General features: G+C 55.6%; 12 protein-coding genes. 6 read left to right on the forward strand and 6 right to left on the reverse strand.

Going from position 1 to position 10,914, the window contains the following annotated elements; translation table 11 throughout:
- Window position 1: 1 nt before the first annotated feature.
- From ACMTNU_RS13980 to ACMTNU_RS13995, 4 genes are all read right to left on the reverse strand, one after another.
- Window positions 2-1,114 carry a DUF262 domain-containing protein gene (locus ACMTNU_RS13980; RefSeq protein WP_413935875.1) on the reverse strand — a complete coding sequence of 371 codons (1,113 nt, stop codon included), beginning with the start codon at window positions 1,112-1,114 and terminating at the stop codon, window positions 2-4.
- Window positions 1,115-1,676: 562 nt separating this feature from the next.
- The gene (locus ACMTNU_RS13985) at window positions 1,677-2,756 is read right to left on the reverse strand and encodes a hypothetical protein (RefSeq protein WP_413935876.1); all 1,080 of its coding nucleotides are present in this window, start codon (window positions 2,754-2,756) and stop codon (window positions 1,677-1,679) included.
- Window positions 2,757-2,819: 63 nt separating this feature from the next.
- The gene (locus tag ACMTNU_RS13990; protein WP_413935877.1) at window positions 2,820-3,212 is read right to left on the reverse strand and encodes a hypothetical protein; all 393 of its coding nucleotides are present in this window, start codon (window positions 3,210-3,212) and stop codon (window positions 2,820-2,822) included.
- Between the two features lie 408 nt (window positions 3,213-3,620).
- Window positions 3,621-4,943, reverse strand: a complete 1,323-nt coding sequence (locus ACMTNU_RS13995; protein ID WP_413935878.1) for a NupC/NupG family nucleoside CNT transporter — start codon at window positions 4,941-4,943, stop codon at window positions 3,621-3,623.
- 273 nt (window positions 4,944-5,216) lie between these two features.
- Between ACMTNU_RS13995 and ACMTNU_RS14000 the strand changes: the two genes are divergently transcribed.
- A complete protein-coding gene (locus ACMTNU_RS14000; protein WP_413935879.1) occupies window positions 5,217-5,477 on the forward strand; it encodes a hypothetical protein in 261 nt (86 codons plus the stop codon).
- Between the two features lie 325 nt (window positions 5,478-5,802).
- Here the strand turns inward: ACMTNU_RS14000 and ACMTNU_RS14005 are convergent, their stop codons facing one another.
- The gene (locus ACMTNU_RS14005; protein WP_413935880.1) at window positions 5,803-6,180 is read right to left on the reverse strand and encodes a MarR family winged helix-turn-helix transcriptional regulator; all 378 of its coding nucleotides are present in this window, start codon (window positions 6,178-6,180) and stop codon (window positions 5,803-5,805) included.
- Between the two features lie 254 nt (window positions 6,181-6,434).
- Here ACMTNU_RS14005 and ACMTNU_RS14010 point away from each other — a divergent pair, with 254 nt between their 5' ends.
- The gene (locus tag ACMTNU_RS14010; protein ID WP_413935881.1) at window positions 6,435-7,697 is read left to right on the forward strand and encodes a dicarboxylate/amino acid:cation symporter; all 1,263 of its coding nucleotides are present in this window, start codon (window positions 6,435-6,437) and stop codon (window positions 7,695-7,697) included.
- A 135-nt stretch (window positions 7,698-7,832) separates the two neighbouring features.
- Here ACMTNU_RS14010 and ACMTNU_RS14015 read toward each other — a convergent pair whose 3' ends face one another.
- Window positions 7,833-8,384: a DUF1269 domain-containing protein gene (locus ACMTNU_RS14015; protein ID WP_413935882.1), complete on the reverse strand. Its 552-nt coding sequence runs from the start codon at window positions 8,382-8,384 to the stop codon at window positions 7,833-7,835.
- A 214-nt stretch (window positions 8,385-8,598) separates the two neighbouring features.
- On the opposite strand from ACMTNU_RS14015, the gene ccmA reads away from it, so the two are divergent.
- The 4 genes from ccmA to ccmD are packed head-to-tail and all read left to right on the forward strand — an operon-like array spanning window position 8,599 to window position 10,849.
- The gene (ccmA, locus tag ACMTNU_RS14020; RefSeq protein ID WP_413935883.1) at window positions 8,599-9,219 is read left to right on the forward strand and encodes a cytochrome c biogenesis heme-transporting ATPase CcmA; all 621 of its coding nucleotides are present in this window, start codon (window positions 8,599-8,601) and stop codon (window positions 9,217-9,219) included.
- Window positions 9,216-9,899: a heme exporter protein CcmB gene (ccmB, locus tag ACMTNU_RS14025; protein WP_413935884.1), complete on the forward strand. Its 684-nt coding sequence runs from the start codon at window positions 9,216-9,218 to the stop codon at window positions 9,897-9,899. Before ccmA ends, ccmB begins: the two co-directional genes overlap by 4 nt.
- A 15-nt stretch (window positions 9,900-9,914) precedes the next feature.
- Complete coding sequence (ccmC, locus tag ACMTNU_RS14030) at window positions 9,915-10,664, forward strand: heme ABC transporter permease CcmC (RefSeq protein ID WP_413935885.1); 750 nt, start codon at window positions 9,915-9,917, stop codon at window positions 10,662-10,664.
- A complete protein-coding gene (gene ccmD / locus ACMTNU_RS14035; protein WP_413935886.1) occupies window positions 10,664-10,849 on the forward strand; it encodes a heme exporter protein CcmD in 186 nt (61 codons plus the stop codon). The genes ccmC and ccmD overlap by 1 nt, the downstream gene beginning before the upstream one ends.
- The last annotated feature ends 65 nt before the right edge of the window (window positions 10,850-10,914 follow it).

Below are 10,914 nucleotides of genomic sequence, written 5' to 3' on the forward strand. Positions count from 1 at the left end.
GTTAGCACTCACGAAACGCTTCTGTTGCCTTTTGGACTCTCCTTTTTACAAACCCTTCATCGGCGGTTGAGCGAGACACAGCTTCAAGGTAGCTCTTGTCAGCTAGAAGCCTTTGGTATGCGTGTTTTACGGATGCCTGGGCCGGTGGTTTAGTCGGATTTGAAGCAAGCCTCCTTGCCATGCCAATCATGCAGGAGTCATAGACGGCTACGTTTAATGTCTTTGTGAGCCGGAATGGCTTTGTATCTAGCGATGCCACAAAAACAGCTATAGCATCTTTGAATATTTTAGTTAGTTTATTCAGCTGACCTTCGCCCGGGTTCTGGTGACGCCCCGCGTATTTGCTCATGAATTCTGCCAAGGGGCGTTCGTATCGCTCAATGTCGTCATGGAGAGCGAAAAACCGTAGTATCAACTCTTGGTCCTTAAGACGGGAGTGGAGTTTGCCAAAAACGCGTCGCCAAGGCTCATAAGAATTAAGTGCTTTCACTCTCTCGATCAGCTCACCATGATATAGTGCAATGCGCATTTCTTGATCGGTAAGGCGTCGGCCGCCACTGTTTAGTCGTTCGAAGATATGGTACAGACTTGTATCGTCTCCTGGAGGAGCCGATTGCTTCACTGTTGTGGCATGAATTATCGAAGTATCGAGTCTTATCCGATCATGTTCCTGTAACGTCTTGTAGGTTTTCCCTTCATAAGATTTCTGCACCTTGGTGAGGGTGAAAACTCGCTGTTTGACATCATCAGGGTGGGGATTGAAAAAACCGTCGTAGAAAAATAGCAGAGTCTTTAAACGCTGTTGTCCATCGATCACTAGTTGCTTATTGGTGCTTGGATCAGTGGCAAAAAACACGCCGGGAACTGGGAGCCCCAAAAGTAGCGACTCAATGAACTTTGATGCTTCTGGTTGTCGCCAGACGTAATCGCGCTGAAAAGGGGGAATCATGATATCCCCTCTCCTCAAACGATTGACGAGGCCCTCAACCTCAGGATCTGACCCATAACTCGTGACATCGTATGAGACCGCTGGAACGATATCGTCTTCTGGAGAAAGTTCTTCCCCCTCCACCTCCTCATCATCGAGAAGATTTTTCATCTCTTCCGGCGTCATGTATCATCTCCTGCGTTCACTTATTCTGCACGTTTGACACAGGGTGCTAAGGTTATCCAAGAGCCGAGTATGTCAACACATCGGACTTCCCTCCTTCAATTTTTTGAAAAACTTCAGAAAGATTCTCGTTTTCTGAGAACTTTCTGTAAAGCTAGGCCGTTCATTGAAGGCTGTCAAGGTATCTTAATATAGATAGTAGGTGTTGGGGATTGTGCCTTGTATTCCCGTATCGTGAAGGCGTGGTTGGTCGAAATTCTCGAACGAACGCCAATAGGTGATGATCGCATGTGGTCGTCAACTGTTCCAGATGCCGATAGGTAGAGGAAACGGGGACGGAAGTTCTTCATGCGCAAATGGCTCTTCTCGGGTCGGATCACGCATTGTGCACGGCGGCGAGATACCGCTTCAGCCCTGCCATTCAACCCCCAGCAGAGGCCATGCCCTTCAGTCTCTACAACTCCGAAAACCAGTACGCCCCATCATATGCCTGATGTCATGCCAGATTCGACGGTCACCTCCCGACCGAACTCGCGATGCGGTGGCTCGGTCCGGTCAGAACACACTACTCGCTGAGTAACTTGGCCAGTGCTGCGTAGTCCAGCGCTTTGAGCGACGCATTGAACCACGCATAATTCGGATCGGTCTTCGGCTGAGGACTGAGCCCCACCACGATCAAGTGAATGTGCTGGGGGTCACGTTGCGTGTACGCCGGATCAACTTTTGCGAGTGGCTTGCCCGCCGGATCGTCGACGCGGATGACTTTGTCGGGCGTCAATGAATTGCTGATGGTGCCCGGCATCGCGAGTTGTGCGGGTGTGAATGAAGTCCGGTATGCATCGAAGGCTTGGCGCTGCTGCGTCGTCCATTGCGCAGCTTTAGCTGACTGGCGTGTGCTATCGGCTCGCATTTTCTTGAGCGAGGCGAGCAGCTGCGTGCGCGTCTTCTCCGCGTCTGCCGCATTGATCTTCTTCATGTCATGATAGATCTCTTCGATCTTCGCTTCCGTGAGTTCGTTGCCGTTCTGTTGTATAGAAGCCTGGTACTCCTCCTCCTTTTTCTTGAGTTCACGCTCGCGCCAGTCCAACATGTCGGCAATCGTGACCGGCACCCACGGCTCATAACCTGCACGGCTCATCAATAGGCGTGGATTGTCCTTGTTGCCACCCCCGGCATAAATAGGAAATCCGGCGGTGTTGCCTAATGGCACAGGCATTCCACTGGCCTTCAGTTCGGCATCTCCCAGGTGTCCGCCGAACAGGGCTTCTGGTTTGTTGATGAAGATGGCAAGCGTCCCATCCGAGAGCCCGCCGCCGCGATCCGCAAACTTGCTGACCTTGCAGCCGCCGGCGAGCCAGGCTTTCTGGTTGTATGCCGTGGTCACGACGGAGGCAGATTGCCGGTCCCAGCCACCATAGTTGATCGTGGTGCGGATCCGCACCGGTTTGTTCCCCTGCATGAAGACGGCGTTCTGCTGGACAATGGCGGCTACCGCACGCGCGGCACGCTGGAGCTCCGTGGCACCGGGCTGCTTCGGATCGAAGCCTTCTTCGCGCGTGGGCACGATGCAATCGAGTTGCGCCTGGGCGAAGGTAGGCACCATGAGCGTGATCAGTGTCATGACTGCCACGAGCTTCAGGCTCATCGTCGTTCTCCGTTGAGTTGCCTTGCTTGCCAGATGCGAGATAAACGAAAAGATCTGCTTCCGTTAGTGGCCTCCTGCTGTTCCTTGCCACAGCATGTCGTATCCCAGCTCTTTCGTCTCCGAACACATGGTCGTCAGCTTCGCGAACTTCTTCTTAAAGACGTCGTCCGCATGGGAGCGTTCGTGTGCGTCGAACGAGCGCCAATAGGTGACGATCACATAATGGTAGTCGGCGGTTCTGGAAGCCGAGAGCGAGCCCTCGGTTGAGACGAAGCCGGAAAACTTGAACACTTGTCCGGCGATGAATCCGCCTTTCTCTCCTCCATAGGTTCCCTTGACCACCGCGCAGAGTTCTCCGACGGCTATCTCCACCTCCTCAAAGGTGACGCCGGGTTTGAGTGTAACGGTGTTGAACAGCATTTTGGCGCCAAATGGAATGGTGATGGGTCCGAACATGTATGCCCTCCTGGGTTTCTCTTCCTGAAAAAAAGTATGACGGTAGAAGCAGTCCTGTATGACTCCACGAACCGTGAGATGGTCTATTGTTTAGGAGATTGCGTCAACAAAAAGCATCCCAGGCAACCGTACGACGGTTGGGATGAGTCGGTTGTCAGAAAAAGAGTAGGGTCAAATCATGAATCGTGCACGTTCTCTGTTTCTGCAGGCTGCGGAAAAACTCCTTTTTTAACCCATGTCGCCGTCACGGATATTGAGCTGCGAGAGGACGTTGAGTATTCATGCAGGATGCGCAAAAAGGCCGTCCAGCAAGGCCGCAGCGAGCGAAGAGGCAAATCGTACTCTGGGCCGTACGTTGAGCCTCTGAGCGATGCGAGAATGCCCGTGGCGGTCTTTTTCCGCATCCTGCTAGGAAGAGGAGAGGACTCCGGCAATACAACCGGTCAGCAATGTCGTCAAAAAGGCGGTCCAGAGAGCCCGTAGGCCCAGGAGCGAGATATCCTTTGCCCGATGCGGGACCAATGCGGAGATACCGCCGACAAAGATGCCCATGCTCGCCACATGCACGAATCCACAGAGAGCGTAGGTCATCGCCGTGAGGGATCGCGGAGAGAGCGGTGCTGGAGATGTGGCTTGCACAGCGGCCAACTTGAAATAGGCGGCGACTTCCGTCTCGATAAACCGTGACCCCAGCAAATCGGCACCGATCTGCCATTCCTCAGGACGGAGACCCAGGAGAACGGCGAACGGCCAGGTCAGCCAGGCCAGGATCCTGATGACGGAGAGCGGCGTTCCATTCATCGCCGGAAGCTGTCCTAGTGCCAAATCGACCAACGCTTCCAATCCAAGAAACACAATGAGTAGCGCAGCAATGCCGACGGCCATTTTCATTCCCTGTCCGGCGCCATCGATCAACGCGACAATGAAGTTGGAAGGCGGCGGGCTCGCATGATCGTCGGATGTAGTCGAGGTGTCCCTGTCTGTGGGGTCTGAGGGGACACCGCCGAGCGTCATGGGCTGTCCATCTTCGGGCCAGGTCAGTTTGCTGATGAGCACCGCACAAGGAATCGAGATGATGGACGCGGAAATCAAATGCCCGGCGATCTGAGGCACCGTCTGTTGCAGCGCCGATACGTAGATCCCCATGACGGTGCTCGCTACGGTCGCCATCATGCACGTCAGCACCAAGAGCAGTTCCGACTGGGTCATGGCTGCGAGGTAGGGACGGACAATCAAGCCTGCCTCGATCCCGACGAAGATATTCGCGGCGCCGGAGAGCGACTCAGCTCCCGATAAGCCCATCGTCCGGTAAAAGAGCCGGGCAAACACCCTCACGATCGCTTGCATCGCGCCTACATAGTAGAGACCCGACATCAAGGCGGCGAAGAACACGACGGCCGGCAGCGCTTGTGCCGCCAAGATAAACCCGATCGAGACTGTTCCACCCGGCAACGTCTGGCCGGGGCCAAGTGCGAGGGGTCCAAGCAGAAACACCGTGCCTTTTTGCGAGGCGGTGAGGACGGCAACCACCAGATCGTTGATCATACTCCAGAGCCAGCGGGAGCCCGGAAACCAAAAGGACAGGATACCGAGTCCCCAGGCCAATGCTGCGCTACCCCCAATGGTCGTCCAGTTTAGCCGAGTGCGCTTCCCTGTTAACCAAGCCAGCCATGCGATCGAGATGAAACCGATGCCCGCAATAAGGCGATAGGGCCATTCCTCCACCGTCATCTCCTCCTTCTGATGAAAGCCCGGCGGGAGGCTACGCTGGGAGCCGGTTGCCGTCAAGAGAAAATGTGGTGTGCGATCTACGCTTCTTCAGCTGAGACCATTCAGACTGGTGCGAGGAGCCTACCAGGCTCCGCTGCTCTCCCATATGGGTGGTTACGCCCCCTACGGATGCGGGATTGGTTCTCGGCTCCGCGAGGGCAATATGGAAGCCTGATGCAAGGGCTTATGAGTCAACACCCTGTTCAAATTCACTCGTACTGGAAGGAGAGGACAATGGGTATGTTCAGGCACACCCAAGCAGGTCATGGACTGTATGCCGGCTACAAAGGTGTTCTCGCATTCGGAGTTGTGTTGTGGCTGATGCTGTTACTGATCGGCTGTTCCGCATCACGGAAAGAATACGTGGTGGACTATGCTCGTGGGAACGACCAGACCGCTCAAGGCTCACGCGAGCGCCCCTGTCAGACGGAGGGACACTGCCGGCTGCTCGCTGAGCGCGACGGGGTGCGGTCGTATTGGATGGTCTATCAATGATGGTCGCAACGGTTTTGCCAGGCAGCATGAAGAACTCTTCATGCTCTCATCATCGAGGCTTCATCTTGGAGGTGTATAAGTGACTCAGGTAACACACGAAAAGGGGTGACACATCATGCTTTCCTTCATCGAAGCCTACGCATTCGTCGCTATATTCGGAATGCTCTACGGAATGTTGCAACTTGCCAGTCGTTGAGGTGTTCGACTCCCGAGAGCGAGAGGCGTCAATCATCTACAAAGGCGTGGTGACTTCACCGTCCGTTGCCAGGTGGGCGCGCCACGTAGATAGAGCCGGAATAGCCGGCGGTCTGTAAATCAGATTGAGCTATGACGCTATTGTGGTGAGTGGGAGTCGTGCATTGAGTTGCTTGTGGAGCAGCCAGGCCAGTATGTGGCCTTTCGGGGTCAGGGCGAGCAGCACTGACCGATCGTCTTCCGGTGAACGCTGTTTGGTAATCCATCCCTTGTGGTGTAAACCACGAACCAGCTGCCTCATCGTTGAGCTAACGACACCAAACACTCCGGCACAGTGCTGAATAGAACAGTCGGGATTTCGCTGAAGATAGAGCACGGCACGGGCCTGAGCAGGAGTGATTCCAAGGTCAGATAGTTCCTCTTGATAGGCATTCAACCATCTCAGACACAGTCGCCATTCTGCTGAAGTCGTAGACCGTGATTCTCGGAGCAGCCGTACAAGTCTCATAGCGGTATGCTGCCTCAGGATTTCAAACCTGACTACTGATTCTGCAATTCCTGCTGTCTCAATTGGATGACCTGGAACGGGCAATGTTGAGGCGGATCTATGGCGCAGGATCGTTTCAGCATATTCATTAGCCGTGCCGTATCTTTCTCACTCGTTCCCACTCAGATCTGCTACGATCCACTACCGCGCAGTCTCAGATACCTGAGTCTGTTGTAATCAGGTTTGTCTTGTTCAGCGGGGATACAACGGTAGCAATGTCACAACTGATGGACGAGCAAGCCTCCGAAAACCAGATGCTTACTCCGCCAAGCAGAGGTCCGATCGAGCGGTGGCAGAATATCCCTCTCTATGGGCGCATCGTCATCGCCTTGGTGCTCGGTGTCATTACCGGGTTGTTGCTTGAGAGCCATGCCGCATCGCTTGCCGTGCCGGGGAAGCTCGTGTTGCGTCTGCTCGGTGCACTTGCGCCGGCGTTGATTCTCGCGGCGATCGTGCACACGTTCATGACGACACAGCTGGGCGGGCCGCTCGCAGCGCGGCTTCCACGGTTGTTGCTGCTGAATACGCTGGTCGCGATTACGGTAGGGTTAACCGTCGCGAATGTGATTCAGCCAGGGCAGGGGGCGGGACTCGCACCGCCGGCTTCACATGACGAAACCGCCAGAAGCGCCGATCCGCTCGCCCTTTTTCTGGAAAATGTGCCCAAGAGTCTGCTTGGTCCGCTCGGTGATGACGGCAAGGTGATCGGTGTGATCTTCGTTGCCGTGGCCTTTGGTATGGCACTCCGCCAGGAGCGGGCACGCCCTCTTGGAACCGTAGGCCATCTTGTTGAACTCTTCTTGGACGCACTGATCAAGATTTTGCATTGGATCATCGCGGCCGTGCCGGTGGCGGTCTTTGGTATTGTGGCCAGCATCGTGGGAACGGAAGGTTTTGTGCAATTCAAGGCGCTGGGGATGTTTGTCGTAAGTGTCCTGCTTGCCCTTGGGATCCAGACGGTCTATTACCTTGCCCGCATCCGGTTCGGTTCGTGGGTATCTCCCGGGCAGTTGCTGCGTGGTGGACGCGACGCGCTGGTGATGGCTTTCTCGACGGCGAGTTCCACTGCCACCATGCCGGTGACCTATGCTTCCCTAAAGGAAAAAGTGGGGTTGCGCGAGCAGTCGGCCAGTATGGGGGCATTGGTCGGGGCAAATTTCAATAACGACGGCACGGCGCTGTACGAGGCGATGGCGGCCCTGTTCGTTGCTCAAATGATCGGGATGGACCTGAGTATTCAGCAGCAACTGATGGTGGTGCTGACGAGCATCATCGCTTCCGTCGGTGCCGCCGGCATTCCTGAAGCAGGCTTGGTGACGATGACGATGGTCTTTACCGCTGTGGGGTTGCCCGTGCACTACATTCCTGTCCTACTGACCGTGGATTGGTTCCTCGATCGCTGTCGCACGGCGATCAACGTCATGGGCGATATGAACGTCAGTTGTCTGTTGGATGGGAAACGGAAGGAGGAGACGTAATAGGCTTCGGAAATATGGGTTGCATGCTTCGACAGGCCTACACACATGACGACCTCAGCTAGTCACTGACTGCTTTGTTTCGTGCAGCTTGTCGAAGGATGAACGTAGCTCTTGCCGATACTACTACTATTACTACTACGCTTTAGCGCTCTTTTGCTTGTGCTGGTCTGTCAGGGTGGCCCGCAGTTTATCTTCCTGCTCCTTGCTGAGTGATGTTTTGAGGATTGTTCCTTCGTACCGGGAGAAGCTTGCCAACAATCTCTCTTGGTCAACATTCCGGATCAGCAGAAAAATCGCGGATGTGCCTCGCTGGATCGTGCTACCCAAATCCTTGATGAACTGATCGGGAATCCCGTAGTCGCTTAAGAGGCCAAACTCACTGGCTCCCACGGAGACTGCTCCCCCGCTGGCTCCGCCTGCAAGGCTTCCCAACAGGCCTGCAAGGGGGTTAAAGAACAACAAACCGATCAACCCTCCCCATAACATGCCCAGTGCGACACCATGCTGGGTGGCACCTCCGAACACGTCGACACACTGCTTCAGATGGACTTTGCCGTCCATATCGCGGATGACGATGACGGCGTCTTCCAGGTCGAGGATATAATTCGATTCCATGGCGCGCAGTTCGTTGAGCACTCGATCGGCCGTGCTGGAGTCCTTAAATGCGATACAAACCAGTTCACTCATGATGTTCTCCTTGGAGCGGATAGGTCTCGCCACAACCGGTGGCGGCGAGGAATTCATCTAGTAGATTTGATCTTAGATAGCAGTAGGATTGCCCTCAGTGCAAGATGGCAGTGCCGACTGTCTGTTGAGTGGCGCAGTATCTTACGCTTTCGCCTCTTGTTTTTCAGCGTTGCGTTCCCTTACTCTCGGCGGTTCCGGATTGAATAGGCGGACTATGTTACAAGCTGTTGGACTGAGTTGCCGTCGTGGAGAACGCCGGCTGTTCTCTGACCTCAACGTGGGGGTTGAGCGGGGAAAGCTGTTGGCGGTTGTGGGGGAGAACGGAAGCGGAAAGACCAGCTTGCTTCGTATCTTCTCGAGTTTGTTGCCCCCCGAGGAAGGTTCGGTGCGATGGGAGGGGGAGGACATTCATCAACTGAAAGAACTCTATTCCGGGCAGTTGATGTATCTCGGGCATCTCAACGGAATCAAAGACGATCTCACGGCGGTTGAAAATCTGATGAGTTCGATGGCACTCGCCGGGGAACCTTGTTCGGAGAGCGGGGCTAAGGAAGCCCTAGAGGCAATCGGGCTGAAGCGACTGGTCCATCGGTTACCCTCCAAAGTGCTCTCGCAAGGGCAAAAGCGACGAGTAGCGTTGGCTCGGCTGTGGCTGTCGACGCGCCCGCTCTGGCTGTTGGACGAACCGTTTACGTCGCTCGATACGGCATCAACCGCGGTGGTGACGCAACGGGTGCATGCGCATTTGCAGCGTCAGGGGTTGGTGGTTGTCGTGACACATCAGGAGATTGCGCTTCCCGCGGAGCGGCTGCAGCAGCTGAGGCTGGCTGGATGAGTCACTCCAGTACGTGGGACTCCATCAGTGGAATCATTCAGCGGGACCTGCTGCTGGCCATGCGACGGTGGTCGGACGCCGCGATGTCGGTCTTTTTTCTGGTGATTGTCGTGAGTCTGTTCCCATTGGGGGTCGGGCCCGAGCCGGCGGTCTTGCGGACTATTGCTCCGGGTGTATTGTGGGTCGCAGCCTTGCTGACTTGTCTTTTGTCGCTTAGCCGCGTGTTTACCCCGGATTATCTGGACGGTGTCCTTGAGCAGATGGTCCTGGTTCCCCAACCGCTGTCGCTCCTGGTGCTTGGGAAGGTGCTGGCCCATTGGGTGATCTCCGGGCTTCCCGTTGTGCTGCTTTCTCCGCTGCTGGGGTTACAGTTCGGCCTGGACGGGGAGGCGCTGGGGGTACTGGTGTTGTCGCTCTTGCTTGGGACGCCGACGTTGAGTATGATTGGTGCGATCGGCGCCGCGTTGGTCCTTGGCGTGCGGGGGAGTGGTCTACTGGTTGCCCTCCTGGTGCTTCCACTCTACGTTCCAGTCTTGATCTTCGGGGCCGGCGCCGTGACCAGCAGTATGGCTGGGATCGGCGGCGAAGCAAACTTGTCGCTGCTTGGGGCCTGTTTGGTACTCTCACTTTTTCTGGCACCCTGGGCCACGGCAGCGGCGTTACGTATCGCATTGGAGTAAAAGGATTTCAAGCACGTGATCTGGTCCAAGTATTCAGCTCCTCAAGCCTTTTATCCTCTGGCAGGTCGCCTCATCCCCTGGTTTGCAGCGGTGGCCGTCATCCTGATGGTCGTTGGTCTCTATATGGGGTTCTTTGTGGCACCGACCGACTTTCAGCAGGGGGAATCCTATCGGATTATCTTTGTGCACGTTCCGGCTGCCTGGATGTCGATGTTTCTGTATGTGGTGATGGCCATCTGGGCCGGTGTCGGAATGGGACTCAATGCCCGACTGTCCTTCATGATGGCGCAGGCGATTGCACCCACCGGGGCGATGTTCACTTTTTTAGCCTTGTTGACCGGAGCCATGTGGGGGAAGCCCACGTGGGGAGCATGGTGGGTTTGGGACGCTCGGTTGACGTCGGAACTGATTCTCCTGTTCCAGTATGCGGGTGTGATGTTGTTACGAACGTCCATTGACGACATGCGTCGCGCTGACCGTTCGAGCGCGGTGTTTGCGCTGGTTGGGGTCGTCAATGTGCCGATCATCTATTATTCCGTTCAATGGTGGAACACTCTGCACCAAGGGGCCTCCGTAAGTATGGCGACGGGTTCGAAAATGGCGGCGACCATGCTGACGGCCATGCTCATTATGACGATCGCGTTCTGGATGTACAGTATCGCGGTGATCCTCGCCCGAGTCCGCTGCGTCATGGTCGAGCGGGAAGCTCTGCCGACCTGGGATGATAAGCCGGCGGCGATGCCAGAAGCAGTGGAGGCGCGCTGATGCAGTGGGGGAGCGCATCGGAATTTTTTGCAATGGGAGGCTACGGCCTCTATGTCTGGACCTCGTTTCTTGCCACGGCCTTGTGCATGGTCTGGGAAGTGCTGGCGTTATGGCGACGACGGGCGGCGGCGCGCGCCGAACAGCGTGCTGCTATGTTAGGAGGCACGGATGAAACCGCGGCATAAACGGTTTGCGTTTATCGGGTTGGGTCTAGTGGTAGTGGTTGTGGCCACTTGGCTGGTGATGAATG

The organism is Nitrospira sp. BLG_1 (genome assembly GCF_047338595.1).
GTDB lineage: Bacteria > Nitrospirota > Nitrospiria > Nitrospirales > Nitrospiraceae > Nitrospira_D.

Coding starts and splice junctions, on each gene's coding strand:
- ACMTNU_RS13995 (WP_413935878.1), bottom strand. CDS start 4,943: ATGACGGTGGAGGAATGGCCCTATCGCCTTATTGCGGGCATCGGTTTC.
- ACMTNU_RS13985 (WP_413935876.1), bottom strand. CDS start 2,756: ATGAGCCTGAAGCTCGTGGCAGTCATGACACTGATCACGCTCATGGTG.
- ACMTNU_RS14000 (WP_413935879.1), top strand. CDS start 5,217: ATGGGTATGTTCAGGCACACCCAAGCAGGTCATGGACTGTATGCCGGC.
- ACMTNU_RS14010 (WP_413935881.1), top strand. CDS start 6,435: ATGTCACAACTGATGGACGAGCAAGCCTCCGAAAACCAGATGCTTACT.
- ACMTNU_RS13990 (WP_413935877.1), bottom strand. CDS start 3,212: ATGTTCGGACCCATCACCATTCCATTTGGCGCCAAAATGCTGTTCAAC.
- ccmB (WP_413935884.1), top strand. CDS start 9,216: ATGAGTCACTCCAGTACGTGGGACTCCATCAGTGGAATCATTCAGCGG.
- ACMTNU_RS14015 (WP_413935882.1), bottom strand. CDS start 8,384: ATGAGTGAACTGGTTTGTATCGCATTTAAGGACTCCAGCACGGCCGAT.
- ccmD (WP_413935886.1), top strand. CDS start 10,664: ATGCAGTGGGGGAGCGCATCGGAATTTTTTGCAATGGGAGGCTACGGC.
- ccmA (WP_413935883.1), top strand. CDS start 8,599: ATGTTACAAGCTGTTGGACTGAGTTGCCGTCGTGGAGAACGCCGGCTG.
- ACMTNU_RS13980 (WP_413935875.1), bottom strand. CDS start 1,114: ATGACGCCGGAAGAGATGAAAAATCTTCTCGATGATGAGGAGGTGGAG.
- ACMTNU_RS14005 (WP_413935880.1), bottom strand. CDS start 6,180: ATGAGACTTGTACGGCTGCTCCGAGAATCACGGTCTACGACTTCAGCA.